The sequence below is a fragment of the Marinobacterium iners genome (assembly GCF_017310015.1).
Classification (GTDB): domain Bacteria; phylum Pseudomonadota; class Gammaproteobacteria; order Pseudomonadales; family Balneatricaceae; genus Marinobacterium; species Marinobacterium iners.
Map to the genome: position 1 here is coordinate 1,280,024 of NZ_CP022297.1, position 26,817 is coordinate 1,306,840.

Sequence of the window (26,817 nt, forward strand, 5' to 3'; positions counted from 1 at the left end):
GCCTATACCCCCTTGAGGCCCAACCGGTCACGGATGTGTGGATAGTTGAACACCGGGCCATCGCGGCAGATGAAGTCGGCGCCGAACTGGCAGTGGCCGCAGTGGCCGGTGGCACACTGCATGTTGCGCTCAAGGCTGAGCCAGATCGCATCCTCGTTCACGCCCTGAGTGATAAGCTGCTCGGCACTGGCGCGCATCATTGGCTCGGGGCCGCAGCAGTAAACTCGGGTTCGTTCCGGTTGCAGTGACAGACGCTTGATCAGTTCGGTGACTCTGCCGCTGAACCAGGGCCAGTCGGGTGCGGCGCTGTCTGCAGCCAGCTGTACCTCGGTATCGGGCTTGCGCGCCCAGGCCTCGTACTGGGTACGCCAGATGAGATCGTCCGAGTGGCGTACCCCCTGAATGATATGAATCCGGCCGAATGCCGAGCGGTTTACAAACAGGTGCTCAACCACCGAAACCGCCGGGGCGCAGCCCAGTCCGCCGGTGATCACACACACATCCTTTGCCTGAGCCTCGGCCAGAGGCCAGCCGTGACCGAAGGGGCCGCGAACGCCGATTCGGTCGCCGGGCTTGAGTGCCGACAGTGCCCGTGTGACACGGCCCACCGCGCGAATGGTGTGTTCAAGCAGGGGCGTGCCATCATGGTCGTTTGTCAGGGCCTTGAACGAAATCGGGACTTCACCGACACCGAACACGCCCAGCATGTTGAATTGGCCGGGCTGAATAGTCAGCAGCGAGGGGTCTGACGGATCGTCCAGTCGCAGCTGCAGGGTAAAAATATCGGCGGTTTCCTGCACTCGGCGGACGACTTCGGCACTGGCGGGGAGCTGCTGATGACGCATTATTTCACCTCTTCGCCCAGCTCGCGGAGCACCTGCAACGGGTCGATCCCCACCGGGCACCAGCTGATGCAGCGACCGCAGCCGGTACAGCCGCTGCGTCCATACTGCTCCACCCAGCTGCCGAACTTGTGCGTCAACCACTGTTTATAGCGGCTGCGGGTATCCGGTCGGACATGCAGGCCGTGAATGTAGCTGTGGCCTTCGCTGAAACAGGAGTCCCACTGACGCTGGTGCTCCGATTGCTGGCCATCCAGCGTCGGGGCTTCAGCCTCGCTGTGACAGAAACAACTGGGGCAGACGGAGGTACAGTTGCCACAGCTGAGGCAGGCATCGGCGACCTTGTCCCAGGCTGGATGTTCACCCTGCTGGATTAATGCGGCAGGATCAAAGTCAGGCAGGGCGCGCTGCTGCTGTCGTGCCCGGCGCGCCTGCTCGATGGCTTCCTGTCGCAGGGCGGCATCGGACGCAACCAGTGGCAGGGCCCGCATGATACCTTCCCCGCGCACACTCCCGGCTCTGACACGGTAACCTTCGGCCAGCTCGGTCAGGGCCAGATCAAATCCGGTTTGCGCTTCGGGTCCGTCGCCAGTGCTGGCACAAAAGCAGGTGTCAGCCGGGTGCGAGCAGTCCACCGCAATCAGCAGCAGGCTGTCGCGGCGTTGACGATAGAGAGGGTCTTCAATTCGCTCAAGAAAGTGGCGGTCCTGCAGTGCCAGCGCGGCCAAATCACAGCCACGTACCCCGATCACCGCAGTAGCACGGGTCACGACGGGGGCTTCATGAAAGCGCAGGCTGCCATCGGCCTGCAACTCCGAGCGCCAGAGTGTTTCTTGCGGGGTAAACGTCAGAGGTTTTATTGCCTGCGGGCCGTTGGCCCAGCTGAAGCAGCGTGGGGAATCACCCTGCTGCAGTCGATAATGCCCGGGTGCCTGCTGCTGGGTAACCCCTCTCGGCAGTTGATCAACGTGCTGTGTTGGTCTGAACAGAATAGCGCCATCGCGCAGCTGTGGCGCAAGGATTTCAAAACCCTGCTGTAACAGGTGATCCAACAGGGATTGAAGTCGATGACGGGGGAGAAAGTCTGCCGGTTCCATGCTGTCGCCGCTGTCGGGGATACCCATTCAACGTTAGGCACAAAGGGCGATGAATACAAGCAGCAGAGGCTGCCGGATTGATTTCCGGCAGCGCTTTGTGTCACACCAACTGAGACTTGGAAGGTGCGACCGGTGGTGCCTGATCGAAGAAGCCTTCGGTGTGAATCATTTCGGCCTGAGCACCCTGTGCCTTGACCGCATCAATGCAGGCATCGACAAACTCCGGGCTGCCGGCGATGTAGATTGCATGCTTCGACAGGTCCGCATAAAGATCCTTGATGATGTCGGGAATACGACCCTGCTGCATTCCTTCTTTCTGTTCCCGGGTCAAAGTCGGGATGAACTTGAAGCGACGATGACGTGCATTCCACAGTTCCATCAGGCCACGGCAATAGATCTCATCTTCGGTGCGAGCCGAAAACATCAGGTGCACAGGCTGCTTGAAGCCGCGTCGCAGGGCGGCATCTGCCAGGCTCAGAATCGGAGCCAGACCGGTACCGGCGGCCAGACACAGTACGGGACCATCGGTGCTGGGGTCGCCAATGAAGGTGCCATAGGGGCCTGACACGTTGACCATGCTGCCGGGCTTTACTTCATCGTGAACCCAGTTGCTGGTCTTGCCATCCGGCACGCGTGTGATCTGCAGCACGATCTCGCCATCAGGGCGCGGGGCGTTGGCGATGGAATAGGAACGTGGGGTGACCGTTTTCTGGGTATCGGTCAGGCTCACATACTGACCCGGCCAGAAGCGGATCGGCTCACCAATGGGGCGCAGGCGAATTTCGGCGATACGCGGCGTCCGCTCGATGCGGTCCACGACCACGCAGCGAATATTTTCGCGCGGCGGAAACAGTTTGGGTTTGGCATCATCCGTGCCCCAGTCGATCTCAAGGGTATCGCTGAGTGGCTTGCACATGCACATCAGGCCATAGCCCTCGGCACGCTCGTCCTGAGACAGTGCCATATCCAGCACCATGCCCTGGTCGAATTCACCGCTGAGCACTTTGACCTTGCACTCGCCACAGGCTCCGGCGCGGCAATTGTTGGGCAGGGCATAGCCGGCATTTTCCAGGGTTTCCAGCACGGTCTCCCCGGTTTTGGCCTCAACCTCTTTGCCGGACGGGGACAAACGGATTGTAGTCATACGCACCTCCGGGCTCTGAATGGCTCAGTCAGCCCTGTAACAGCAGAAATTGGTAACGGAAAACAGCCGACCCGATTGGGTCGGGGCGGCTGTAAAAGCAAGCATCGGACAGGCGTTATCAGAAAATCGGAATGATATCCGCAGAATCCAGGTCCGCCTGGGTCACTTCCTCACCGGTGATGTCCACTTCGGGGATCGCCGGGAACGGGGTGTCATACTTGTCCAGAACCGCTTTCAGGTTGAGCATGGCGTTGCGCCAGTTTTCGCGCTTGTCTTCGTAAGTCGGGATACCGAAACCGGCTTCACGTGCAATGGCTTCCGCTTCACGCTGGGTAGCGATGAAGTCTTCAGGCAGATCCCAGAACTCGGCCGGCGGCTCGAACAGTACGGCAGACAGGAACAGGTAGCCTGCGCGGATCTGCTTGGTGATGATCGACTTCTCTTCCTGGGAGAGCTTCGGATAGTCGCGCTCCATCAGCGACAGGCAGATCGCCATGTGGCGGCCTTCGTCACGACCGATGTTCTTGAACGCTTCAGTGAATACCAGCTCTTCGCAGCTCTGAGACATCTGTTTGAAGATGGTGGCTGCCGCGATTTCACCCATCAGGAATGAGCTGAACAGTACGGCCAGGCTGTATTTGGGAACGGCTTTCTTGTAGCCATTCCAGTAACGACCACCGTTGTAGTACAGCCAGCGTGCATTTTTCTGCAGACGACGACCCAGTTCAGTCTTGGGTTCATATTCCAGTGGGCTGGCGGACTCGAGCATTTTGGTGATCACCAGACCACACATCTGTTCGTGGTTCTGCTCGTCACGGGTGACGGAGAAGAAGCAGCGACGGATGGCATCTTCTTCGTGATCTTCGTAGGTTTTGATGAATGCTTCTGCGAAAACCGGCGGTGCAGAGGCATCAAATACAGAGAGCAGGGTCCACCAGTAGGCGATTGCTTCACGCTCTTCCCATGAGTAGCTGGAAGCGTCAAAGGTGTCCCAGGGCAGGTCTTTCGGGTTCCAGGCTTCACGCAGAGATGCATCCCAGATCTCTTCTACTTTGGAAGACTTGGTTTCCCAGCGCAGCGGGTAGATGTTCGGCTGCGGTGTTTCCGGCGGAAATTCCATGGTGTTAGCGAGTTTATCATGCATGGAGCTTACCTCTGTATCGGGGTTCTTGTTGTTTGAATACCCTCGCAATTTAGCATTCGTGATACATAAATCAAATATTAAAAAATGTGTTATGTATCATATTGGAAAGTACCTATTTCAGAGTTTATTAATATTTAAGACATTGAAAATTAATGTATTTTTATGATTAATGAGAAGTATTATCGATTGTTACGGGTGTTTTTGGGGTTATGATTGGATACTTAATGGCCTAAAACATGTTTTTGTTTTGACTCATATCAATGTTTGCTGGTGTCAGGGGAACGATTGGCGGGAGAAAAAGAGGGGTGTGCCCTGCCTTGGCAGGGCATGAGGTGCTTTGGCAGATCAGCGGGCCAGCATACGATGGCCATTGCCTTGCAAAATCAGTGCGCCGCTAGGGTCGATTGTAAGGCGCTCGGCAGCTTCCAGCGCATTCAGGAAGCGGCGCTCCTGCTGCATCAATGCTTCCGGGCAGGCCATCATGGTGGTGGCCGCCTGATTGATCTCAAGCCGATGGCCATTCAGGCTGTAACCGGCAAAGTAGCGGTTGCAGCTGGATGAACCACTGACCCGCCCATCAGCATCGAAATTGAGGCTGGCGCGTGAACTGTCGATGATGCCCTGGCCATCAATGTCCTCGACGATCCACTCTTTGCTGGTCAGCAATGGCTCGCACTGGGGTAGCTGGGCACCTTGATAGCTCACGCTGATAGCGCCGGCTTTTTCATGCACCCAGGTTGAGTCGTCAGCCTTGTAAAGCGCACCCGAACCGGACGGTGTCTGCTGAAGCTGAACGCTGCGCCCGGATTCGTCTTTCATGGCGGCGGCCGTTGTCGGGCCAAGGCTTACCTGCCAGGGACCACAGCTGTAGTGCTGGATCTGTTCGTTCGGCTCTTGCGGCTGTGTTGTACAGCCACCGACAAGAGCGGCCACAGCCAGAGCGGCAAGCGTCCTGTTCATGATGTTGTCCTTTATTGATATGGGGATTGTTTCAATGTAGCAGACAATGACCGCTGAACCCTGGAAGGGTTCAGGCAGAAGGCACGGGTGTCATTGTAGCCTGAATCAGTGAATTCATCTGCTATTGCCGTGCCACCGCATTGAATATAACCACATTCTTTAACACCGCTCGATCTTATCCGGATTCTGCCGCCGCATCTGCGCTACTGCAGCATCATTCACCGTCTTCTCCGACGTTTTTTTGCTCTGAATGCTATCGGGAACCACAAAACATCCTGCCATGCATGGCGCTTTGTGGCTTGGCGGTTGAACGAGGTGAGTTAAGCCGAGTGGATCAGACCGACTCGTAGATGCAACCGAACGCCCTGAACCCGGGGCAATGTTGGCCAAAACGCAGGTAAAGACGGCGGCCGCTGCTGACCAGGCGGCAGGCCATATACATCAGCTCCTGCATGACGGTTTTTAGCCGCCGACGTTTGGCCGGATGACGCACCGGCGCATCCGGTCCCAGCAGTGCGTGCTGTCCCATCCAGCGCAATATGTTGTAGCCCAGTACGGCAAACGCCATGACCAGGTCGTTGGTATCGAACTTCCCTGACGGCAAACGTTCGAGATCCAGATCAGTCTTGAACTCACTGTGGAACTGTTCGCTGGTGGCGTGATCCTGGTAGAGCGCAATCACCTTGGCATGATCCGCCGCGTCCGGCTTGAGCGAAGTCATCCAGCCTTCCAGGCTCACCTCGGGCTCCAGGAACAGCTGCCCTGTACTGTCACTGTGGCGCACCGTCACCTTGACGATCAGGCGGTCGTCAGTGCCATCCAGCGATTCGCTCACCAGCGTTTCCATTTTGCCCGGCCGGGTATGGCACCAGAGTGCGCCGGCAGCATGAGCCTTGTCCACCCAGGCCAAACCGTCTTGTGAGCGAGGGTTCCACTTGATCAGATAGTCCACCCCGTGCGTACGGAAGTACGCGCGGTTCTCGGCGGCATCATGGGCACTGTCAAGCCGTACCAGTAGCGGTGCATCGGTCAGCTGACGGACCCGAGGCAGCACCCGGTCGAGGGTGTGGATAAACTCCTTGTTGGCGTGTTGGTTACCCGGTCGCAGCTCACAGCCCAGACACCAGCCCTCCGTGCCCAGGTAGGCCGCGATGGGGGCGTAGCCGTCATGCCCCTTGTAGGTGTAGGCCACGCCCTCTTTTTTAGTGTTGCTGTTGTCCATGGGGAATACGTCTATATCCAGCGGCGCGTGACCGGTGGCAAGCGTGCCGACAGGCACCGACGCATTACACAGAAACTCGACACTGGCTTCATCCAACAACGGGATCAGTGCGCAGGCATCTTCATCAAAACGCTGACGCAGCCGAGCGGATGAAGGTGATTGCTTGATGCCCATGGCCGCTTTAAAGAAGGGGTCATGGCGTGCGTGCTCGACCGCTTCGAAGTCGCTCTTGCCAAGGCAAATCAACCCCAGGTAGGTGCGAATAAGATCGATGTTAGCGATGCCATGGCGCTTGACGATGGCGCGCGAGGTTTTGGCCAGGGAGGTCATTCTGTTGACACTGTGGCCAACCAGCGCCAGACCGCCGTGGGGTGTGATAATCTCGGTTTTGGACTGTTCCAGCTTGAAGGTACGCATAGTCAGATATCACTGTCTGGGTGAATCGAGAATGGCGTCCATATTACCGCCGCAGGCCGCGTGGTTACAGGTGTGTGGAGATGCGAAGCTGAGTTTTAAGTCACGGAATCAGGTGTAGGCCAAAGCCGGCCAAGCCCCGCGATCAGGTGAGCATGATCCTGAATGCGTTCAATAGAGGTGATTTCTTTGCTGTCCTGCAGTGTTACGGTCTGAGGGTGATCCAGGGGTGCCTGCTGTGAGTTGGTGATGACTGCCAACATTGGCTGGTTCAGACCTCGGCCCCGGCCGGTTACCAGTGCAATTTCGCCACTTTTCAACTGTACCAGTGTGCCGGGGGCAAACAGTCCCATGACTTCAATGAACAGACGTGCCAGCGGCTCATCTATGGTTTTGCCGCGCTGTTGAAAAATCTCACGCAGGGCATCGCGTGGCAGTACCTGTTCGCGATAGGCACGGGGCTGAATCATGGCCGAGTAGCAGTCAGTAATGGCCAGCAGTCGAGCATCATTGTTGATCTGGTCAGCCTTCAGCCCATTGGGGTAATCACTGCCATCCAGTCGCTCGTGGTGTTGCAGTACCGGTAGCAGCCAGCGTGTTTCAGTCACACCACGCTCCTGCAGCAGGTCATATGATCGCTGCGGATGCTGATCAATGATCAGGCGTTGCTGTTCGGTCAAAGGTGTATTCTGCTCGAACAGCTGCTGCTGTACTTCGTACATGCCAAGGTCATGGGTCAGCGCGGCAGCGACCAGCGGAAAGTGCTCCAGTGGTCCCTTGCCCATGCGGCAGCTGGCGACCTCACACATCAGTGCCATATGCAGTGGATGCACAAGCCCGTGTGGTGCGTCCACGATCAGCTGAACGGTGCCCAGCATGGCGTCAGCGGCTTCTTCGCAGGTACCCTGAATATCGAAAACCAGCTGCATGATCTTGCGAATGAACGCACTGCCGGTGTCCTGTTCACGGCGTAGATCGAATGCTGCCTCCAGTCGTTCAAGTAAAGTGTGAATAATGACAAAGCTGCTGACCCTGTCCTGGCTGGCAGGCTTTTGCTTAACCGAAGTGGCATAGATAGCGGGGTTGGGTGAAACAAAGTAGTGTGCATTGATGCCGAGCAGCCTTTCAATCTGCTTTTCACTGCGGATCAGAGAGCCTTCGGTCAGCAGCAGGGTGCCCTGCGGACTGTATACAGACCAGGGCAGGCGTGTGCCAACTCGCAATTCAAGGCCGGTCAATGTACGTTTGAGCTTCTCGCGTTCCATGCTTGTGCCAAGTGGTTTCGTTATAGTGTATTTAATTAGTGACGATTTTATCCATGGACTTGATCAAGTGTCCACCGATCCAGCGCTAAAGGGTATGATACAGCTTAATGCAAACAGTCTCTTGCAAGTAATCTAATGGCAGCACCTCGTGATTCCCGTCGCACTTTCTTTCGTCGTGGCCCCGAGCACCGCTTCGGCGAAATCATCAGTTTTGCCGAAGTGCGCAAACGTTATGATTTTCGCTCCATCGAGATCGGTCGCTGGGTAACGCGAGCTGAAAACGAGCAAGCTGCAGCACATTTTTATGATGCCCTTGGTGATCTGATGGCGATCCTGAACGGGCCGGAAAAGCTGATCTCTCTGCGTGGTACGCTGGCGTTTCAATACGGTATTGGTGGCCGGCCTGGCGTGGTGGCACATTACACACCGGCCACACGCTGTTTCTCTCTGGCCAAGAATGCGGGCCCCGGCAGTATTGCTCATGAGTGGTTTCACGCGTTGGACCACTATCTGGCCGACAAGTGTTTCAGCGATGCACCAAAGGGTGTGTTTGCCTCCAAGGCCTGGCTGCATGACGCGACCCCGGTGCCTCATCTGCTGAATGACCGTCTGTTTGCCTGCTTCAAGGCGATCATGCTGGATCCCTCCGGCGACGGGCCTAGCGAGCTGTGCCGTGCCTCCATGGCGATGGACAAGCAGTTGAACAGTCTTTACTACAGCCTGCCGGAAGAGATGTGTGCCCGCGCCTTCGAAGCATTTGTGCAGGACCAGCCGATCTGCAACCACTTTCTGGTCAAGGGCACTCGTTCTTCAAAAGAGGCAAAACTTGGGCTGTTTCCTCAAGGTGAACAGCGGCAAAGCGTTCACCAGGCCTTTCGAGACTATTTCGATCTGCTGGGTGTGGCGCTCAGGCGTGTTGCTGACAACGGACCAGCGACAGCCAGCACTTGAGTCCCAGCAGCGCGCTGACCAGCACCAACAGGGCGGTGGCGGTTACGCTGCCGATCATCCCGATCAGGAGTGTATACAGTGCCGAAATCAGTGCAGCTGAGCTCATCTGGAACAACCGCATTACGCCGGATGCCTTGCCCTTGCCCTGATCGATCACCTCCATCGCCACATGGTTGGCAGCCGGTGACAACAGGCCGAAACCGAGCAGAATGAACGCCATCAAGCTGCCCAGCACCAGTGCCTGCACATCTGGCATGAACAACAGGATGAAAGAGGGTACCAGCATGCACAGCAAGCCGATCAGGATCACCCGGCTGGTGGTAACACCTCTCTTGGCCAGTTGTGCGTTAAGCCAGGAGCCGACTCCGGCAAGTCCCGATGTAAAGGCCATGATCAGCGCCAGTTGGTCGATGGAGAAACCATAGCGGTCTACAAACAGGCTGGACGAGGCCGAGACATAGGTAAACAGCGTACAGAAGCCCAGCGTGTAGATCAGGGTTGCAAGCAGAAACACACGTTGAGTCATAATGCTGCGCAACTCGGTCACAATATCGCTGACCTTGAGGGTCTGTCGCTTCTCGGTAGGCAAGGTCTCGGTGAAGGTGAGTGCAATAATCAACAGTGAAACTGCACCCATTACCGCCTGAAAGTCGTGAATGCGCTGCCAGGGGCCAAACTGCATCACCAGGCTGCCCAGCAGTGGTGCCACCAAGGGTGCAATCCCGACCAGCATGATCATGTAGGAGATCCGCAGCCGCGCGGCTTCGCCCTCCAGTGTGTCGCGGATGATCGCGATCGGAATGGCAATGCACAGCCCGGCGGCCAGCCCCTGCAGCAGCCTTGCGCCCAGCAGCAGATCAAAGCTGGGCGCCATACTGCACAACAGGGCTGCAGCCACATACAGGAGCAGGGAAAACAGAATCACCGGCTTGCGCCCAAACCGGTCTGACACTATACCGCCCAGCAGCGGCGAAACGGCCAGGCCCGCCACGAAGAAGCTGAAAGTAAGTGCACCCTTGCCACTTGCGAGCCGGTAATACGCCTCAATCCCCGAGAGCCCCGGCAATCCCATGTCAATTGAAAGCGGACCCAATGAAGCAATAAAGCCCAGAAACAGCGTGAACAGGGCGGGGCGGTGATTGATGCTTTTCATACTGGAGGCAGATCCATGCGGCTGTTTGGGGGGCATTCAGATGCACAACGAAACCGGCGCTGCGTCCGGTAGATGGATACCGGGTGCAGCGCCAAAGGGCGTTACTTTACCTGAATAGCGGGCTGTTTATTGCAGCAGGATTGAATCCAGCGCCTGCTCAAGGCGTTGTGTTGCCTCCGTTGCATCCTGCACGGCCTCCATGCAACGCCAGGCGACATAGCCGTCCGGCCTTACCAGCAGGGCACCGGACTCGGGTATTTCGCGTCTGCGCTGCCATTCACAATAGGGATCTTTTATGACATCGCCTACCTGAAGTAACCTCAGGCACGGCTTGTCGATCGACTTCAGTGCCGTGTCCCAGGCATTTCCCGACAGGCCGGTCATCAGCGTGAAACCATAACCCTTGACCAGATCCAGGGTTGATACCTTCATGCCCTTGGCGTCTATCAACCAGGCGTGCGGCAGTTTTGCCCCCGGTCGCGTGGTGGCCTTCAGGTACAGCTGTCGGTCTTTGTCCCAGACTTCTTCGGCCTCTTCCGACTCATCGATTGCCAAGGAGTGATAGCGCTGGTTCATCTCGACACCCTGCGCGTTGAACTCGGTATTCTTCAGCTCGAGCGCTTGATTAAGGGCTTCTCGTGCGGCTTCACCTTCAGGGGTTGGCGACTTCAGGCGCTCAATGCCGGCGACAACCGGGTTTTCGGCCCCTTCGACGCGGAACGCCTTGTGCAGCGCACCGTAATCAATACGTGACTGGTTGGCACGCAGCACGATCTGTTTGCCGACCGGTGCGCGTTCCTGAGTGTAGGTCTCGAGCAGATCAGCTTTGGCATCCCCCTTGATAACCGCGGCAATTTTCCAGGCCAGGTTAAAGGCATCCTGTACGCAGGTGTTCAGTCCCAGCCCGCTTGAAGGCGGGTGACGGTGTACGGCATCACCGCCACAGAACACACGGCCTCGAGAGTATTCCGTTGCGTATGCCTGATTTACATACCAGATGGACTTGGTGATGATCTCGATTTCAAGGTCAGGCACACCTGTCAGCAGGCGGACACGTTCGGTCAGCTCGGAGTCAATCAGTTCAGGATCGCCTTTCGAAATATCAAAGCCCCAACCTGCAATCCATTCGTTCCAGGGCTTGACCGCGCGCAGAAGTCCCATGCCGATTTCACCAAAGCTGGCATGAGGTGACACGATCCAGTGCAAAATGCTGGGACGATGCTCGACATATTCCGACAAGTCAGCCCTGAAATTCACATATACGGTACCGGCCCTGCCATGATGTCCTTCAATGGGCAGGTCGATATCCTGTGCGACCCGTGAGCGGGCTCCATCGGCACCGATAAGGTAGCGTGCACGCAGGACGTATTCTCTGTTCTGAATCAGATCTCGCAGTGTAACGGAAACTCCTTCGTCATCCTGTGTGTGGCTGACATATTCGATATTGAATGCTGCGCTTGCGCCGCGTTCAAGTGCGTTCTTGAAAATCACCGGCTCTACAACCGGCTGTGGGATATCGAGCAGTTCGCAGGGGCTGCCACTGAGGTAATCCCCCTTGCGCTCATCGCCGGTACCCCAGCAACGCAGGCGCGCCAACTCCTCTCCTGCAAGGCTGGTGGTGAACAGGCTGTCGCCCATCTGATCCCAGGGGGTCGCGTGGCGATACAGCTCTTCCTCAATATCCAGCGCGCGGAACACTTCCATGGTGCGCTGATTGGTAATGTGGGCACGGGGCGTATCGGCAAGCCAGTTGGTGCGAGACACCATGTGGGCATTGATGCCATAGGTGGCCAGTGCCAAGGCAGCGGTTGCCCCTGTTGGTCCGGTACCAATAATCAAGACATCGGTATCAAAGTGGTCAGTCTGCATATTCGGCCTCTTATGTTTATTCTTGCATACTAGCATGTTAGTTCTCTGGACAAAGTGCCGCTGAGTACGGCTCCGGTTTATCTCAGGACGAGTGCTGCATGAACGTCACTACGTCGCGGGATACGCTGGCAATGTGTTCTTCTGCAGCTTTATAGGCGGCCTGTATATCCCGATTCCGTATTGCTTCAATAATCATCGTGTGCTCATCAGTGGCGGCATCCAGATGGATGTGAAAGCCACAGGTTTGCACGATAAAAAAATCAGACAGCTCAAAGTTCGACATTTGGCGTGTGCTCAGAATTTCCGAGCGGGCCATTCGCTGCAAATGCCGGTGAAAGTCGGCATTCAGTTGACGGTAACGCTCCGACAGTTGGGCCGAGTTGTGACCGAGTGCGATAATTTGCTCGTTAATTTCCTTCAGCCTGAGCAGTTCATCCGGTGTATGGCGCTCAGCGGCCAGGCTGGCAATCAGGCCTTCGGTAGCAGAAAACATCCGATAGAAATCTGCTACCTCGGACACGGCCGGATCGACCACTTCGCAGCCCACCTGAGCGGTGATATGTACGAACCCCCGCTCCTGAAGGTTATTCAGTGCGGTCATGATAGGTTGACGACTGACGCCAGTTTCGTTGCTGATATCCTTGACCGAGACCTTCTCACCAAACTTGTACTGCCGACTTAACAGTCGCCCCAGTACATCCTGATATATAAGATCCTTCTTGTTGATAATTCGCATTGTCAAGAAACCCGCACCCGGTGTTTTTTAAGGAAACAGAGGATGATTATAGAGTGCATTCGGGTTAATCAGAACCTGAAAGCGCTCTGGCGTGTATCAGGACTCCGGTTGATAATCACGAGCACGCTGACGAAGGGCCTGCAGAGCAGCTTTGTTATCAACGCCAGATGCTGAGGTTTTTTCCAGCCAGGCCTGGTCGATGCCCTCAAGGACGGTGGTGAGTTCTTGTGTTAACGCATCACCGGGATGCAGCTCGTTGACGTTGACACCACTTTCCCGAGCGGTCTTGATACCGTCCTCGTCGGCGGCGTCAAATGCCTGACCGCACGTGCGTGAAAGGTTTTCACCGGAGACGCGACGAATGGCCGCCTGGTCTTCCTCACTCAGGCTGGCCATGAACTCCGGGTTCAGAAAGATGGACAGGCTGCCGAGATAGAGGCCGCTGGGATATACCGTCAGGTGCGACGTCACTTCATTGAGTCTCAAGCCGCGCTGTTCACTCTGGGGCATTGTGATTCCATCAATGACCCCCTGCTGAAGTAGTTCATAAATTTTGGGCCCGGGTGCTGCGACAGGTGTCACTTGCATGCGTTTGGCAATTTCACTTTGTACACCGCCGCCAACGCGTATTTTTTTGCCCTTGAGGTCGCTTAAGGCGTTGATGGGGAATTTGGTATGCAGCTGCCCTTGGCCATGTGTGCACAAAGCCATCAATTCAAGGCCATCAAACTCGCCTGCCTTTGCAAAGTATTCGTTGTACACATTCCAGAAACTGACGGATGCCGCTTCGGCATTGGCACCCAGCATCGGCATTTCAACGGCTTCGGTCAGAGGGAAGCGACCGGGAACATATCCATGGAACCCCCAAGCACCATCAGCCACACCATCCTCAGCGATGGAAAACATGGAGCCGGGTTCACCCAGGTTGTATTCGAATTTCACACTGACGCGCCCTTCAGTCTCGGCCTCAATTTGCTTGGCCCATTGAGGCAGAATGGTCGCATTTATCGGATGGCCAGGTGGCATCCAGGTTGCAAAGTTCAGTTCGGTCGCGGCTTGGGAGGTAGAGGCAAGGCCGGTGAACGCCATGGCGAGTCCCAGGCTGAGAGCAGTCTTCTTCATTGAGTCACCTTTGATTTTATAGTTAGTCAGGTCACATGTATCAATCAGTCAACCTTGATTGACATACTAGCATGTTAGCATGCTAGAAGAGATGAGCAAGTAAATTGTGACGCTACTGGTTCGGCTATCTGTCAAACAAGTGCCGGTAAGCAAGCTGTGACCTAAAGGGGTGAACCAAAACAGAGCGGTATCGTATTCATAGGTACTTTATCACGGTGATCAGGGCACAGCTCATGAACAAAACAGCCTATTTACTTGGCCTATCCGGTTTGATTCCCTTTGTTGGACTAACGGCATTGATGTATCAGCCTTGGGCAATCACATTTTTTCTGTCGTACAGCGCGGTAATCCTGTCGTTTTTGGGCGGGATTCATTGGGGAGTGGCGCTGAGGGACGAACAGTGGAGTAACAGCTGGCGGCTCTGTCTGTGCATGCTGCCGAGCCTGCTGGGATGGCTGGCGCTGCTGCTGCCGCAGCAGGCAGCGTTGATGCTGTTATTGGCAGCATATGCACTGTGGTGGGCATATGATTACAGTCAGTTAAAGATCAAGGAGTACCGCCAACTGCGGCGCTGCCTAAGCCTGGTTGTGATGGTATGCCATGGCAGCTGGCTGTTTTTCGGGCTGTGAGCGTCATCCTGCAAACTGTTTATGGGCTGAAACTGTAATTTGCACTGCGGATAAACAGCGATTCGAGCAGCTGAGCGGCGGGGGTTATGGGTACGCCGCGCACACGCACGATGCCCAAGCTGTTTGCAGGTGGCTGAGGTTGAATGTTGAAGCTGGCGACTCCCCTGGCTGCCAGGTCATCCTGAAGAAATCGGGCAGGCCCGTAACCGATCAAATCCGTTCTGCGCATCATTTCCAGCATCAGTAGTGGTGATGTGCAACTGACAATGTGCTGAGGCCTTGGCAGGCCCTGCTGATCCAGCCAGTCCAGTAGGTGGTTGGCACTGCTACCGTGTGTCAGGTTCAGAACCCAACGCTGTTGCAACAAAGCAGGCCAGTCGGTTTCGTTGACCAAAGGGTGATCAACGCGCCCCGCCACGCATGACTCGATCTGACACAGAGGGTTGAAAACCAGCTCCTGAGGCAGTTCGTTTTGAGTGGCGATCGCCACGCCGAAGTCCAGCCTTCCTTCGATCAGGTCGGGTACGATTCCCGTCAAAAGCCCTTCAGTCAATTTCAGGTTCGCTTCCGGCATCTGGTGGATGAACTGCCGGTATATGCCCGGCAGCATGGTGGCGGCGACGACTGGCGTGACACCGATCGTGACTCTGGCACCGCTTCCCCCCGTGATCTGTTTAACCTCGTTCCGAGCTCGATCAATGGTTTCAAGAATCAGGCGCGCACGTTGCAACAGGGCGTTCCCCGCAGGGGTAAACGTTACCCCGCGATAGCTGCGGGTAATCAGTTCGGCGCCCACATCTTCTTCCAGCTCACGCATGGCGCGCGTCAGAGCACTTTGGCTGATGTGCAGCTGTCGCGCGGCGGCGCGTATGGAACCGCTGTCTGCAATCTGAACCAGCGCCCGAATCTGTTGATGCTTCATGTATAGGCGATCTCAAAAAGTGTTCACCAAGACAATATTAATGTCTTTTTATGATCACTGAAAGGCGTATAACTGTTGCGTAAACACGCTGACGCGTTTGTGAGGGGCTTTACATGGTGTCGTTTGATCTCGATTTACCAGCGATGAAGGAGTGGCGTCATCGCATTCACCAGCATCCCGAACTGGGGTTTGAAGAGCAGGCGACCAGTCAACTGGTGGCCGAGTGTCTGCAGCAGTGGGGGTATGAAGTCCACCGTGGGTTGGCCCAAACAGGAGTAGTGGGTCGGCTGGTATTTGGTGATGGCAGCGGGCCGCGTCTTGGGCTGCGTGCCGATATGGATGCCTTGCCCCTGCAGGAGCAAACCGGGCTGCCTTGGCAGAGTCAAATTGCCGGTAAAATGCACGCCTGTGGGCATGATGGTCATACCGCTATTTTGCTGGGCGCAGCCAAGGCGCTGGCACAGATTAACACCTCTGACACGACCTTGAATGGAACCTTGCACCTGATTTTTCAGCCGGCGGAAGAAGTTGGCGGGCAAGGAGGGGCTCAGCGGATGATCGATGAAGGGCTATTTGATCAGTTCCCCTGTGATGCCATCTTTGCGCTGCATAATTTTCCCGGCATTGCAGTTGGCCGGTGTGAGTTTCGCAGTGGCCCGTTCATGTGCTCATCCGACAAGGTGTTGATACGGTTCCGTGGCAAGGGTGGCCATGGTGGGCTGCCGCAGTTGGCGGTCGATCCGACCCAGCCCTTGGCAGCGTGCGTGCTTGGGCTGCAAAGCTTGATCGCACGCAATTTGGACCCGCTTGATAGTGGAGTGATCAGCATTGGGCGATTAAAGGCCGGTGAGGTCTACAACATTATTCCGGAAGAGGGGCTGCTTGAATTGAGTGTGCGTGCCTTACAGCCTCGGGTGCGTGAACGACTGCAACAGCGGATCGTTGCGCTGGCAGAGCAAATGGCCGAGGCCTATGAATGTACTGCACAGGTTGAATATGAATACGGCTATCCCGTTCTGATCAACAGTGAGATCGAATCACTGCAGATCGAGATGGTTGCCCGTGAAGTATTTGGTGCAGACCAGGTAAATGCATCAAGTCAACCGCTGACAGGCAGTGAGGATTTTGCCTACATGCTGCAGCAGGTGCCGGGCTGCTACGTGTTGATCGGTAATGGTGATAACGGTTTCGCACACGGCCACCGAACAGGCCCCTGCAGTGTCCATAACCCCCACTACGATTTCAATGATGAATCTCTTGAAGGCGGAGCCCGGCTTTGGGTTGCCCTCGCAACGCACTATTTCTCGAACCAATAAAAACAATATAAGCAGAAGGCAATTATTATGAACGCAAAAACAACAATAAAAACGATCATGCAAGGTGTCGGCGCAGCGACAGTGCTGTCGATCTCTTCGTTTTCGGTGCAGGCTACCACTCTCACGCTATCAAACTGGGTGCCACCAACCCATTTTGTAACCACCGATATTCTGCAGGTATGGGCTGACAAGGTTGAAACCGCAACTGATGGACGTGTCAAGGTGCGCATGTTGCCCAAACCCGTTGGCAGCCCGGCTCAGCATTGGGAGCTGGCGCGTAAAGGCGTTGCTGATATCACTTGGGGCAATTTCACCTATGAGCCGGAGCGTTTCAAGTCATTGTGGTTTGCCGAGTTGCCGTTCAGCGGCGAGAAGACAGAAGCAACATCGGTTGCGCTTTGGGATACCTACGAAAAGTATCTGAGTGACAATGCTGCCTTTTCCGGGGTGAAAATGCTGGGGGTCGGGACGCTGGGGCCTGGCGTTATCAATCATTCCAGTAAGGCCATAGTCACTCCTGAAGACCTCGCTAATCAGAAGGTGCGGATGGGCGGCCCCATCCAGAAACGTCTGTTGGAAGGGCTGGGTGCGGTGCCCATTGCTGCCCCCGGAACCAAGGCGTATGAGCTGCTGGAAGGCGGTGTACTCGATGCATCACTGCATACACTTGAATCGGTGATTAATTTCCGTCTGACAGAACTGCTGCCCCACCATACTGAAATTCAGGACGGTTTCTATGATGCGACCTTCTTCCTTGTGCTGAATGAGCGCAAGTGGAAGACAATATCTGCCGAAGATCAGCAGGCCATCATGGCTGTTTCCGGTGAGGCCTTTGCCCGCCTTTGGGGCAGCGAGTTTCAGAAGCAGTTGGATCAGGCGAAAGGTGTGCTGCTGAAAGAAGGGCACAGTTTTAGCACGCCATCAGCCGAGCTGCTTGATCGAATCCGAACAATTCGAAATGCCATGCTGGAGGAGTGGGCAGCGGAAGGTCCAAGCTTCGGTGTAGATAATGCCTTGGATATGGCCCGCTTTTATCAGCAGCGCTATCAGGTACTTGTCGGTCAGTAATGCACGCCCGGCCGCTTTATCGGAGGCCGGGTCACTCTATTTGAGCAATAGCCGTTTTGAAGATGGAGTATCAACGTGCACATATTCACTAACCGCATTCGCCAATTCATTGAGTCGGTACTGATGCTGTCACTGCTGGCGATGGTGCTGCTGACCTTTGCTGATGTGATTGGGCGTCTTTTTTTCAATATTCCGATTTATGGAGCTCATGACCTGACCGAGCATCTGATGGCTGTCATCGTGTTCAGCGGTTTGCCTCTACTGACTTCTGCCCGTGGGCATTTGGCGGTCGACCTGTTCGATCGATTCATCATGACAGGCGCCATGCGCTGGTGGCGTTATCTGACGAATGGACTGATCTGCGTGATTCTGTTGTTGGTCAGCTATCAGTTTTTCATCGCTGCGATGGATGCCATCGAGATTCAGGAAGTCAGTCAGGCACTGCTTATACCACGCAGTTACATGTATGCCTTGATCAGCTTCAGTTGCTTTGTCAGTGCCTGTGCCAGCGTTTTGCCCAAACAGGTCAGTCAGGATGTTCATCCGGAGGAAACCTTATGATTACCGGTTTGGTCGCTCTTGCTTCGGTACTTTTGCTGGCTTTTATGCGCGTGCCGCTGGCATTCGCGTTATTGACCGTATCCATCATCGGTATTGCGGTTGAGCTGGGTCATGAAGCTTCACTCACCATGATCTCGATGACTATTTCCGACGCAGTATTCTCCTATGAGCTGGCGGTGGTGCCGTTGTTCATTCTCATGGGAAATATTCTCTCGCGTACGGGGATCTCGGCTGACCTTTTCCGTGCGGCCAATGCTTATCTTGGCCATGTGCGCGGCGGTATGGCATTGTCGACCATGGCCACCTGTGCGGGGTTCAGCGCTGTGTGTGGCTCAAGTCTTGCGACCGCTGCAACCATGTCCAAGGTAGCCTATCCCAGTATGAAAAAGTATGGCTACTCCGATTCGCTTGCCTCGGCAACCATCGCGGCGGGTGGATCCCTGGGCATTCTCATACCGCCATCGATCATACTCATGATCTACGGCATCCTGACTCAGACCAATATTGGTCACCTGTTTATCGCAGGAATAGTGCCGGGCATTTTGGGGCTGGTGTTGTACATGCTGGCTATCTATGTAATTGCGCTGATTAAACCGGAGCATGCGCCTCGTGGGGAAAAAAGCAGCCTTGCAGAGAAGTTGAGTTCACTCAAAGGTGTCTGGCCGTTCTGTCTGCTGTTTGCACTGATCATCGGTGGCATTTATGCCAAAATCTTCACGGCGACGGAAGCTGCTGGTATGGGTGCGGGTTTTGCCCTCATTATCGCTCTGTTGCAGCGGCGCATGAGCAAGGCTGATTTCAAGCATATCTTCCTGGAGTCTGCCTTTACCTCAGTGATGCTCTACAGTGTTCTGTTCGGTGCCATGCTGTTTGCCAAACTGGTCGCTTTTTCCGGTCTGGGGGAAGGTTTGCTGGAGATGGTCGAGCAAGCTCAGCTCAGCCCCTACCAGCTGATTCTGGTCGTTTTGCTGGTGTTTCTTCTGCTGGGGTGTGTGATGGACTCATTGGCCATCATCCTGATCTGCGTACCGTTGTTTACCCCGATCATTCTGGCTAATGGTTTTGATCTGATCTGGTTCGGAATCATCGTGGTGGTGGTAACGGAAATTGCCCTGATTACACCGCCCATTGGCATGAACGTTTTTGTGCTCAAGGCGACTCTGCCTCACGTTGCGTTCACGGATATTTTCAAGGGACTGGTGCCCTTTATCGGTGTGGATTTGATCAGGCTGGTCCTGCTGGTATTGTTCCCGGCATTCACGCTGCAGATGGTTTACTGGATGCAATAGGGCTACGCTCGATCCCTGTATCACTATCAGTGCATGGCATATACAAACAAAACAGGTCCAATCGCGCCTGTTTTGTTTGTATGGTGACTGGTATTTAGACGGCCACTATTTAGAGGAGACTGCCGAACGCGCGAGACGGCTTGGCACTGTTGAGCAACAGTAGTGGATGGATTACGCAGCTGAGCACGCTTCTTGGGCAGCATCTTGATTGGTCTTATAGATCTGTTTCACTTCACCCAGCACACTTAAAAAGCATTTGACCACCTGAGGGTCGAAATGGCTGCCTGCGTTCGTTCTAATGTAATCGGTAGCCTCATCAAAACTCCAAGCACGTTTGTATGGGCGGTCTGAGGTGACAGCATCAAACACATCGGCAACAGCTACAATGCGCCCCTCAAGCGGGATGTCTTCACCCTTTAGTCCCTGAGGGTAGCCGGTTCCGTCCCATTTCTCATGATGGGTCAGTGCAATACTGTGGGCCATCTGCATCAGGTCAGACTCATCACCACGCAGCAGGTCAGCACCAATTTGAGGGTGCAGTTTTATGGTTTCAAATTCAGAATCAGTCAGCTTGCCAGGTTTAAGCAGTACCTCGTCAGGAATGCCAATTTTACCGATGTCATGCATCGGTGCTGCATCATGTATAAGTTCACAATCATGGCTGTTCCAACCCAGTTGGCGTGCAATCAGGCGGCAATACAGGCTTACACGGGTGATGTGCTCACCGGTTTCATTGTCACGGTAGCCGGCTGCCAGCCCGAGGCGGTTGATCGCTTCAAGCCGGGTTCTACGCAACTCTTCTGTACGTTGATCAACGAGCTGGTCGAGTACCGTTTTCTGGTCATGTACCAGACGATGGGCCATATGAGCGTCCAGCAGGTTGCGTACGCGAACCTGCAGTTCAGCCAGATCAAAAGGCTTGCCGATAAAGTCGCGTGCCCCTTCGTTCAGGGCCTTCAAGCGTGTGTCGCGGTCGCTGTGTGCGGTGAGTACTATAACAGGCGGCTTGAGCGTGGTTTCACTTTCGGCAAACTGCTTCAGCACATCGAATCCATTCAGATGCGGCATATTCAGATCCAGCAACACGAGATGTGGCTGAAACAGGTTAAAAGCGGAAAGGGCCTCTCGGGGGTCCTGAATCAGATGTAACTGATCATAGCCAAGACTGCGCAACATCTTCTGCAGCAGCTTAAGGTTTGCGGACTCATCATCAATGATCAGGATAGACGCTTGATGAGGGCTTAACTGCCAGGAGTTAGTCATGGTGTGATGCTCAAGTCTAGGGATGGATCAGAATTTGGGTGCAGGTGCCTGAGAGGCGTCATCAGTGTTCGTTTCGGATGAAACACTGACCAACGGCAGTTCCAGCCAGAAGCAGCTGCCGACATTTGGGGTGCTGGTTGCACCCACGCGACCATTCATATTGGTGATCAGGCTTTTGACTATCGCCAGCCCAATACCTGTACCCTCGATATGGCTGTTCTTCATATCCAGTCGATTGAAGGGCTGAAACAGTTGCTGCATCCTCTCGGTTGAGATGCCACTTCCAGTATCCGAAAGGCTGATGCGCAGAAAGCCTTCACTGGTGGTGTGGCAGTGAATGTCAACGCGGCCGCCACGATTGTTATATTTAATGGCGTTTGACAGCAGGTTGAGAAATGCCTGCTTGAATCGAGTTGAGTCGGCCTGGACGGACCAGGGGCCCTGACAGTCGTTATTCAGCTGAATCTGGTTGCTCTGTGCCGCTGGGGCCAGCAAGGAGCAACAGTCGGCAATGATTGGGGCGACCTGAACGTCCTGGATTAAAAGGTCCAGGTGCCCCGACTCTATTTTGACAAGGTCAAGAACATCGTTAACCAATGCAAGGAGATGATGCCCCGCCCGGCTGATCTCCTCCACACTGTCGCGTTGGTCTTCATTGAGTTCAGCATCATGTTGCAACAGTTGTGAAAATCCCAGAATGGCGTTGAGCGGGGTTCTCAACTCATGGCTCATGGTGGCCAGGAAATCGGTTTTGGCACGACTGACCGCCAAAAAATGGCGCTTCTCAAGTGATTGGCGAATGGAGTAGGCGATAAAGACGCTAACCAGCGCACCTATTATCAGCACAAGGAGGGTGCTCCAGCCCAGAACAGGACGAGTGTCTCTGGCCGCCAAAACCCATTCACCTGCAGGCAGTGCAACAGTTATTTCGACACTGTTTTGATCGAAAACGGTTTTGTCGCCCCAAAAAATGTCGCCTTCATGACCCAGCCCGTGCCGGCCACGCAACGCGTAGCTTACCTGGTCTGGTAAGGCGTTAAGGCCGGCTGCAGAATAGAGTTCATCAATATCGATCAACACCGTCGCGAGCCCCCAGAAATCGGTGGGGATCTGCTGCAACCATTCGGTATCGTGGCTGGCGCGTCCGGCTTCGATAAAGTCCTTGGGCTGGAAAGTGCGCGGGCGAGTGTAGATGGCCTTGCGTGCCACGATTGCTTCCCCACCCTGAATCAGTGTCAGGGGACCTGCGACAATCAAAGATCGCGCCGTGATCGTCTGCAGCACCTGAGTTCGGCGATTATCATCCACCAGCAAGTCATGTCCCAGTGCCCCGGCGTGCTCAGCCTGGTTGCTCATGTATTGCAATACAGCACCAGGTGCCAGCTGCATGCTGAGAATGCCAGGCACCTGCTTTTCCATTGCACTGGTGAAACGATTAAAACGGTAGAAAAACAGTTTCTCCTGGTCCGGCAGGCGCAAGTCCAGGTCCTGCTGACTATGGACGAATGCCTCCAACCCGGTGATAACCGAAAGCCGCTGATGAAAAGCCTGCTCTATCTGTGCGCTGACCCGACTAAGCTCATTGAGCAGTTGCTCATCCTGTTTTGTATCAGTTGCTTGCTGCTCATAGAGTCCAAGCCCTGTCGTGACCGCGAGGCCAAGCAACAGAACGGCCAGTGGCAGTCTGTCACGTCTCAATCGGCCGGGAAGACGGAATAAAATGGCCATGCGATCAGGTCAATGGTCAAGGTTATCGGTAGAACCAGGGCTGGCCTGGTTTGCGATTCTTTCCAGCTCCTCTGCCACCATATCCACGGCAGCATTGAGCCGCTCATTGAGGCAGCGCGCAGCGGTATCAATTTCTTGCAGGCTGTCTCGCTGATCAGCGCTGAGAGAGGCTTCAAACTGCAGTACCTGGGCGAAGCCGAGAATGGCATTCAATGGCGTGCGCAGGTCATGGGCCGTATAGGAAAAGCGATTGGCCAGGGCCATACACGCATCGGCTGTATCAGTGGGGCTGTCTGTCATGTCAGAGGGTGTTTTATCATTCATGGCTTATTTCGAGTTAATCTTTTCTATTAAACTTCCGCAGAAGCCGCTACTGGTGCAGTTGTACGGATCTCACCGAGGTACTGCTCCAATAGTTGCTTCAGGTCTTCCAGAAGCAGGGGCTTGTGCAGTACCTGTAGACCGCTTTGGCGCAAGTCGGCCACTTCCGCTGAACTGGGGTCCATTGCAGTAACGACCACAATTCGATTGTCAGGAAGATACTGCCCCTTTCGGATGCTACGTATCATTTCGCAACCATCCATTGCCGGCATCATTAGGTCCGTAATGAGCAGGTCCGGCTTAATCTCGCCAAGTTTGATCAATCCCTGAAATCCGTTTTCGGCGACTTCCAATTCAACCTGAACGTGCAAGCGGACAAGATATTTTGAATACAACTTACGCAGGTAAACTTCATCTTCGACAAGCAAAATCTTGAGGGGACGGTCCGGCTTTTTTGGAGTGTGTTGCGCTACCTGAGCCTGTTGCTGGGCAATCAGTTGGGCTACCGCTTCTGCTGGAATACGTCTGTGTCCACCCGGTGTGCGCCAGGCAGGCAAAATATCTTGTTCAACCCATAGCTGGATCGTTCTTAATGACACGTTGAGCTGTTTGGCGGCTTCTGCACTACTCAATACTGTCTTATCGGTCATGGTGTTAGCGACTCCAGTGCATCCGTACGGCAACTTTTAATGGTCTCGGATCGAGAGCCGTTTGCGGTCAGCAAATTATACCCTCTGTTATCGGTAACCCTCGCGCTGTTCCGCAGCGCTTGTGTGTATTGTTTTGCAGTATCCCTGTGAAACTGAAAGCAAGATTATCAAAATTTTCAGAATTATCAACTTTACTATTATTTTAGTTTTTAGTACTTTTGTCTCCGTCAAGCGACTGGCCCAATGTGTTGGACTCAAATGAGCAGGTGCTCGTTTGTTTCCTGAAGCGTAACAACGGTGAAGATGAGGCAAAAAGCATGAAGCGTATCCTTGCAGCTGTGGTATTGATGCTGGCTTTTCATCCGGCACTGTCCGAAGACGTTACGCTGTCCAAGCCTGAAGGGAATGTGATTCTCAGTGTCGAGGGTGCTATCTCACATACAAACAGTGGAGATAACCAAATGCTGTTTGATCGCGCGATGCTGGAGCAGCTTGGCATGCATGTGCTTGAGACAGTGACCCCATGGAATGATGGGGTGCAGCGCTACGAAGGGCCTTTGATGCGGGACCTGCTTGCAGCGGTTGGAGCGAAAGGGCAGGAGGTCGTGGTTACGGCACTGAATGACTACAGTGCACCTGTACCGATCAGCGACTACTACACCGATGATGTGATTCTGGCAATCAAGGAAAACGGATCCTACATGCGGGTGCGCGACAAGGGGCCACTGTTTATCGTTTACCCTTTTGACAGTAACCCGCAGTTGAATAATGAACTGACATACAGCCGTGCTGTGTGGCAGGTGAAATCGATTCTGGTGCGCTGAGCAAAGGCAAGGCTTGGTCGCTTCAGCAAGTCCTGGGATGAGGGCCGCAAGCATGGCTGTATGGAATGTAAAGCTCAGGGCGCTGTTAATCATTACAGTCTTATGTTTGCTGGCTATGGCCTATACCTTTGTTCTGATCAGTAAAAAAGAGCAGTCTGTGGTCAGTGCCGTGCAGGAAAATGCACTGTGGGCCGCACACCAGATGGACAGAGAGAGCCTGCAGCTGAAAACCGTGCTGACCCTGCTGGAGCAGCGCGTGGATGATCCCGCTCTTTTGGATGAGTTGCGCCTTCGCTTCGATATTCTCATCAGTCGACTGTCCATTGTCTCTGGCGGCCAACTTGGGGATGTTTTTGCAGAATACCCGGACACCCGAACGGCGATCGAACGCATTGAGCAACTGCTTGAGCAGATGGATGAAACCGTGTTTGGTCAGCCAAGTGCAGAGGATATCACTCAGCTCCGACAGCACTCCGAACGTATATATGAAGCATCCAACCAGGTTCTGTTGAGTGCGCTTGATCATACCACCCGGCTCAAGGTACTGACCCGTAAGGATGTGAAGGGGCTTTTCAACTATCTGGCACTGTTGATGGCCCTCATTACGCTATCAACTGCCATCATGATTTACATGCTGTGGCGACAGACCAGTGCCACCCGCAAGGCGCGCGACAACGCCTTGAGTCTGGCGCAGACACTGGAGGTGACAGCACAAGAAGCCCGTGCCGCTGATCAGGCCAAGTCGGAGTTCCTGGCGACCATGAGCCATGAGCTGAGAACGCCCATGAACGGCATAATCGGTCTGACACGTCTGTTGGCAGAGACCGATTTGGATGATGAGCAGCGCCGCTACGTTGAGACGGTTGGCCAGTCATCCAATGCGCTGATGACCATTCTGAACGACATCCTCGATATTTCCAAAATGGAGTCCGGTGCCTTTGAGTTGATCGATGAATCGTTTGAAGTACATACCCTCATCAGAGAAACCATTGAGCTGTTCCAGCACAGCGCAGCTGAAAACGGGGTTACTCTGAGCAGCGATATCGGGCCTCATCTGACAGGGCATTTCAGGGCAGATGCAACACGGTTGCGCCAGGTACTCCTCAATCTGGTAGGGAATGCAATCAAGTTCACGCCCAGTGGTGAGGTCAAGCTGGTGGTGCGGAGTTACCTTGATGAACACGGACGCTCGCACCTTCTATGTGAAGTGGTCGACACCGGAATAGGCATCAGCCCTGAGGTTCGTTCTCGTCTCTTCAAGGCGTTCAGTCAGGCCGACTCGTCTACCGAACGTCACTTTGGAGGCACAGGCCTTGGGCTTGCGATTTGCAAGCGCATTGTAGAGGCGATGAGGGGCAAGATCGATTTCTTCAGCACCCCAGGCAAAGGTTCAACTTTCTGGTTTCATGTGCCGCTGATGTGTGCTGAACCCGTGTCTGAGCCAGACACTGAAAAGAGGGAATCGGCAGTCGAGAGCAGCGATGCTTCAGATGCACCCCCAAACACAGGACTGAACATTCTGCTGGTCGAGGATAACCCGACCAACCAGCTGGTCGCTGGCAAGATGCTCGCACACTTGGGCCACCAGGCGGATGTGGCTGCAGATGGCGAACAGGCGCTGAGGTTGCTGGAGCAGTCCAGTTATGATCTGGTTTTGATGGATATACAGATGCCGGTTATGGATGGACTCGAGGCGACACGGCATATCCGCCAGCTTCAGCCACCCGTTGCATCCATTCCAATAATAGGATTGACCGCGAATGCGATGAAAGGTGACAGCGAGCGCTACCTGGCGGCAGGTATGGATGACTATCTGCCAAAGCCTATTGATTTCAACGCGCTCAAGCATCTGCTGTGCCACTGGCAATCAGTTAAAGCAGCAGGGCCCCCGACAACACAATAATTCCGAATTTGACGCACTGACAGGATGGCCTGACAGCTACCCAGGGCACTTTGCACTCCAAATTCAGCTGACTTGTATTACTCAGGCTACTTCAGGTAATTGAATATAAAGGGAAATCGTATGATTTATCCGATCTTTAGCGGTGAAAATCAGAAAAACCAGAAACCGGTGCTGGAATCACTTCAGCGCCAGCTGGTTTGGCTGGCGTTGCTGTTGTCAGGACTCATGGTGGTGACCTTGATGACGGAGGGCTGGCTTTCGGCCCCGCTCGTGCTCGGTGCCGTTGCAGTGGTAATTCTCGTTTTGAAAGGCATCGCTCAATACAGGCAGGGTCTGGTTATTGAAAGTGCCCGCGAACAGCATGAGCACGAAAAGCAGCAGCATTATTACGCTGCCTGCGACGCCTTGATACATGCGCTGGATG

At 54.6% G+C, this 26,817-nt stretch carries 24 protein-coding genes; 8 read left to right on the top strand and 16 right to left on the bottom strand.

Going from position 1 to position 26,817, the window contains the following annotated elements:
* Nucleotides 1-2: 2 nt before the first annotated feature.
* The 7 genes from CFI10_RS06240 to CFI10_RS06270 all read right to left on the bottom strand — a co-directional run bounded on the left by CFI10_RS06240 (nt 3) and on the right by CFI10_RS06270 (nt 8,088).
* A complete protein-coding gene (locus tag CFI10_RS06240; RefSeq protein WP_206840612.1) occupies nt 3-845 on the bottom strand; it encodes an FAD/NAD(P)-binding protein in 843 nt (280 codons plus the stop codon).
* Nucleotides 845-1,966 carry a 4Fe-4S dicluster domain-containing protein gene (locus tag CFI10_RS06245; RefSeq protein WP_242530137.1) on the bottom strand — a complete coding sequence of 374 codons (1,122 nt, stop codon included), beginning with the start codon at nt 1,964-1,966 and terminating at the stop codon, nt 845-847. The genes CFI10_RS06240 and CFI10_RS06245 overlap by 1 nt, the downstream gene beginning before the upstream one ends.
* Nucleotides 1,967-2,039: 73 nt before the next feature.
* Entirely contained in the window at nt 2,040-3,083 is a 1,044-nt protein-coding gene (locus tag CFI10_RS06250; protein ID WP_206840614.1) for a 2Fe-2S iron-sulfur cluster-binding protein, read from the bottom strand.
* A 118-nt stretch (nt 3,084-3,201) separates the two neighbouring features.
* On the bottom strand, nt 3,202-4,227 hold the full coding sequence (locus CFI10_RS06255; RefSeq protein ID WP_206840616.1) for a diiron oxygenase: 1,026 nt from the start codon (nt 4,225-4,227) through the stop codon (nt 3,202-3,204).
* Nucleotides 4,228-4,572: 345 nt separating this feature from the next.
* Entirely contained in the window at nt 4,573-5,187 is a 615-nt protein-coding gene (locus tag CFI10_RS06260; RefSeq protein WP_206840618.1) for an META domain-containing protein, read from the bottom strand.
* A gap of 334 nt (nt 5,188-5,521) precedes the next feature.
* Complete coding sequence (locus CFI10_RS06265; protein ID WP_206837229.1) at nt 5,522-6,826, bottom strand: IS1380 family transposase; 1,305 nt, start codon at nt 6,824-6,826, stop codon at nt 5,522-5,524.
* Nucleotides 6,827-6,921: 95 nt separating this feature from the next.
* Complete coding sequence (locus CFI10_RS06270) at nt 6,922-8,088, bottom strand: HD-GYP domain-containing protein (RefSeq protein WP_206840620.1); 1,167 nt, start codon at nt 8,086-8,088, stop codon at nt 6,922-6,924.
* Nucleotides 8,089-8,223: 135 nt separating this feature from the next.
* On the opposite strand from CFI10_RS06270, the gene CFI10_RS06275 reads away from it, so the two are divergent.
* Nucleotides 8,224-9,039 (top strand): CLCA_X family protein, encoded by an 816-nt coding sequence (locus CFI10_RS06275; protein ID WP_206840622.1) that lies wholly within the window; start codon nt 8,224-8,226, stop codon nt 9,037-9,039.
* On the opposite strand, the gene CFI10_RS06280 is transcribed toward CFI10_RS06275, so the two are convergent.
* The 4 genes from CFI10_RS06280 to CFI10_RS06295 all read right to left on the bottom strand — a co-directional run bounded on the left by CFI10_RS06280 (nt 8,996) and on the right by CFI10_RS06295 (nt 13,919).
* Complete coding sequence (locus CFI10_RS06280) at nt 8,996-10,192, bottom strand: MFS transporter (RefSeq protein ID WP_206840624.1); 1,197 nt, start codon at nt 10,190-10,192, stop codon at nt 8,996-8,998. The two genes, CFI10_RS06275 and CFI10_RS06280, sit on opposite strands and share 44 nt — an antisense overlap.
* 126 nt (nt 10,193-10,318) lie before the next feature.
* Nucleotides 10,319-12,061, bottom strand: coding sequence for an FAD-dependent monooxygenase (locus CFI10_RS06285; protein ID WP_206840626.1), 1,743 nt, complete (start codon nt 12,059-12,061; stop codon nt 10,319-10,321).
* Nucleotides 12,062-12,143: 82 nt separating this feature from the next.
* On the bottom strand, nt 12,144-12,797 hold the full coding sequence (locus tag CFI10_RS06290; RefSeq protein ID WP_206840627.1) for a GntR family transcriptional regulator: 654 nt from the start codon (nt 12,795-12,797) through the stop codon (nt 12,144-12,146).
* 96 nt (nt 12,798-12,893) lie between these two features.
* Complete coding sequence (locus CFI10_RS06295; RefSeq protein WP_206840629.1) at nt 12,894-13,919, bottom strand: TRAP transporter substrate-binding protein; 1,026 nt, start codon at nt 13,917-13,919, stop codon at nt 12,894-12,896.
* A gap of 233 nt (nt 13,920-14,152) precedes the next feature.
* Between CFI10_RS06295 and CFI10_RS06300 the strand changes: the two genes are divergently transcribed.
* A complete protein-coding gene (locus CFI10_RS06300) occupies nt 14,153-14,548 on the top strand; it encodes a DUF3429 domain-containing protein (protein ID WP_206840631.1) in 396 nt (131 codons plus the stop codon).
* A 19-nt stretch (nt 14,549-14,567) separates the two neighbouring features.
* Here the strand turns inward: CFI10_RS06300 and CFI10_RS06305 are convergent, their stop codons facing one another.
* The gene (locus CFI10_RS06305; RefSeq protein WP_206840633.1) at nt 14,568-15,470 is read right to left on the bottom strand and encodes a LysR substrate-binding domain-containing protein; all 903 of its coding nucleotides are present in this window, start codon (nt 15,468-15,470) and stop codon (nt 14,568-14,570) included.
* Nucleotides 15,471-15,583: 113 nt separating this feature from the next.
* On the opposite strand from CFI10_RS06305, the gene CFI10_RS06310 reads away from it, so the two are divergent.
* The 4 genes from CFI10_RS06310 to CFI10_RS06325 all read left to right on the top strand — a co-directional run bounded on the left by CFI10_RS06310 (nt 15,584) and on the right by CFI10_RS06325 (nt 19,704).
* Complete coding sequence (locus CFI10_RS06310; protein WP_242530138.1) at nt 15,584-16,786, top strand: M20 aminoacylase family protein; 1,203 nt, start codon at nt 15,584-15,586, stop codon at nt 16,784-16,786.
* A 27-nt stretch (nt 16,787-16,813) separates the two neighbouring features.
* Nucleotides 16,814-17,854, top strand: a complete 1,041-nt coding sequence (locus CFI10_RS06315; RefSeq protein WP_206840635.1) for a TRAP transporter substrate-binding protein — start codon at nt 16,814-16,816, stop codon at nt 17,852-17,854.
* A gap of 75 nt (nt 17,855-17,929) precedes the next feature.
* A complete protein-coding gene (locus CFI10_RS06320) occupies nt 17,930-18,415 on the top strand; it encodes a TRAP transporter small permease (RefSeq protein ID WP_206840637.1) in 486 nt (161 codons plus the stop codon).
* Nucleotides 18,412-19,704: a TRAP transporter large permease gene (locus CFI10_RS06325; protein ID WP_206840638.1), complete on the top strand. Its 1,293-nt coding sequence runs from the start codon at nt 18,412-18,414 to the stop codon at nt 19,702-19,704. The genes CFI10_RS06320 and CFI10_RS06325 overlap by 4 nt, the downstream gene beginning before the upstream one ends.
* Nucleotides 19,705-19,875: 171 nt before the next feature.
* Here the strand turns inward: CFI10_RS06325 and CFI10_RS06330 are convergent, their stop codons facing one another.
* The 4 genes from CFI10_RS06330 to CFI10_RS06345 are packed head-to-tail and all read right to left on the bottom strand — an operon-like array spanning nt 19,876 to nt 23,666.
* Entirely contained in the window at nt 19,876-20,967 is a 1,092-nt protein-coding gene (locus tag CFI10_RS06330) for an HD-GYP domain-containing protein (RefSeq protein ID WP_206840640.1), read from the bottom strand.
* A gap of 27 nt (nt 20,968-20,994) precedes the next feature.
* Nucleotides 20,995-22,695, bottom strand: coding sequence for an ATP-binding protein (locus CFI10_RS06335; protein ID WP_206840642.1), 1,701 nt, complete (start codon nt 22,693-22,695; stop codon nt 20,995-20,997).
* A 9-nt stretch (nt 22,696-22,704) separates the two neighbouring features.
* On the bottom strand, nt 22,705-23,019 hold the full coding sequence (locus tag CFI10_RS06340; protein ID WP_206840644.1) for a histidine kinase dimerization/phospho-acceptor domain-containing protein: 315 nt from the start codon (nt 23,017-23,019) through the stop codon (nt 22,705-22,707).
* 26 nt (nt 23,020-23,045) lie between these two features.
* The gene (locus CFI10_RS06345; RefSeq protein WP_206840646.1) at nt 23,046-23,666 is read right to left on the bottom strand and encodes a response regulator; all 621 of its coding nucleotides are present in this window, start codon (nt 23,664-23,666) and stop codon (nt 23,046-23,048) included.
* A 245-nt stretch (nt 23,667-23,911) separates the two neighbouring features.
* On the opposite strand from CFI10_RS06345, the gene CFI10_RS06350 reads away from it, so the two are divergent.
* Nucleotides 23,912-24,490, top strand: a complete 579-nt coding sequence (locus CFI10_RS06350; RefSeq protein ID WP_242530139.1) for a putative pterin-binding protein — start codon at nt 23,912-23,914, stop codon at nt 24,488-24,490.
* A gap of 52 nt (nt 24,491-24,542) precedes the next feature.
* The gene (locus CFI10_RS06355) at nt 24,543-26,393 is read left to right on the top strand and encodes an ATP-binding protein (RefSeq protein ID WP_206840648.1); all 1,851 of its coding nucleotides are present in this window, start codon (nt 24,543-24,545) and stop codon (nt 26,391-26,393) included.
* The last annotated feature ends 424 nt before the right edge of the window (nt 26,394-26,817 follow it).

Bases quoted from the DNA above. Each gene is read 5' to 3' on its own strand.
- CFI10_RS06240 (WP_206840612.1), bottom strand. From the start codon at position 845: ATGCGTCATCAGCAGCTCCCCGCCAGTGCCGAAGTCGTCCGCCGAGTG.
- CFI10_RS06245 (WP_242530137.1), bottom strand. From the start codon at position 1,966: ATGGGTATCCCCGACAGCGGCGACAGCATGGAACCGGCAGACTTTCTC.
- CFI10_RS06250 (WP_206840614.1), bottom strand. From the start codon at position 3,083: ATGACTACAATCCGTTTGTCCCCGTCCGGCAAAGAGGTTGAGGCCAAA.
- CFI10_RS06255 (WP_206840616.1), bottom strand. From the start codon at position 4,227: ATGCATGATAAACTCGCTAACACCATGGAATTTCCGCCGGAAACACCG.
- CFI10_RS06260 (WP_206840618.1), bottom strand. From the start codon at position 5,187: ATGAACAGGACGCTTGCCGCTCTGGCTGTGGCCGCTCTTGTCGGTGGC.
- CFI10_RS06265 (WP_206837229.1), bottom strand. From the start codon at position 6,826: ATGCGTACCTTCAAGCTGGAACAGTCCAAAACCGAGATTATCACACCC.
- CFI10_RS06270 (WP_206840620.1), bottom strand. From the start codon at position 8,088: ATGGAACGCGAGAAGCTCAAACGTACATTGACCGGCCTTGAATTGCGA.
- CFI10_RS06275 (WP_206840622.1), top strand. From the start codon at position 8,224: ATGGCAGCACCTCGTGATTCCCGTCGCACTTTCTTTCGTCGTGGCCCC.
- CFI10_RS06280 (WP_206840624.1), bottom strand. From the start codon at position 10,192: ATGAAAAGCATCAATCACCGCCCCGCCCTGTTCACGCTGTTTCTGGGC.
- CFI10_RS06285 (WP_206840626.1), bottom strand. From the start codon at position 12,061: ATGCAGACTGACCACTTTGATACCGATGTCTTGATTATTGGTACCGGA.
- CFI10_RS06290 (WP_206840627.1), bottom strand. From the start codon at position 12,797: ATGCGAATTATCAACAAGAAGGATCTTATATATCAGGATGTACTGGGG.
- CFI10_RS06295 (WP_206840629.1), bottom strand. From the start codon at position 13,919: ATGAAGAAGACTGCTCTCAGCCTGGGACTCGCCATGGCGTTCACCGGC.
- CFI10_RS06300 (WP_206840631.1), top strand. From the start codon at position 14,153: ATGAACAAAACAGCCTATTTACTTGGCCTATCCGGTTTGATTCCCTTT.
- CFI10_RS06305 (WP_206840633.1), bottom strand. From the start codon at position 15,470: ATGAAGCATCAACAGATTCGGGCGCTGGTTCAGATTGCAGACAGCGGT.
- CFI10_RS06310 (WP_242530138.1), top strand. From the start codon at position 15,584: ATGGTGTCGTTTGATCTCGATTTACCAGCGATGAAGGAGTGGCGTCAT.
- CFI10_RS06315 (WP_206840635.1), top strand. From the start codon at position 16,814: ATGAACGCAAAAACAACAATAAAAACGATCATGCAAGGTGTCGGCGCA.
- CFI10_RS06325 (WP_206840638.1), top strand. From the start codon at position 18,412: ATGATTACCGGTTTGGTCGCTCTTGCTTCGGTACTTTTGCTGGCTTTT.
- CFI10_RS06330 (WP_206840640.1), bottom strand. From the start codon at position 20,967: ATGACTAACTCCTGGCAGTTAAGCCCTCATCAAGCGTCTATCCTGATC.
- CFI10_RS06335 (WP_206840642.1), bottom strand. From the start codon at position 22,695: ATGGCCATTTTATTCCGTCTTCCCGGCCGATTGAGACGTGACAGACTG.
- CFI10_RS06340 (WP_206840644.1), bottom strand. From the start codon at position 23,019: ATGAATGATAAAACACCCTCTGACATGACAGACAGCCCCACTGATACA.
- CFI10_RS06345 (WP_206840646.1), bottom strand. From the start codon at position 23,666: ATGACCGATAAGACAGTATTGAGTAGTGCAGAAGCCGCCAAACAGCTC.
- CFI10_RS06355 (WP_206840648.1), top strand. From the start codon at position 24,543: ATGGCTGTATGGAATGTAAAGCTCAGGGCGCTGTTAATCATTACAGTC.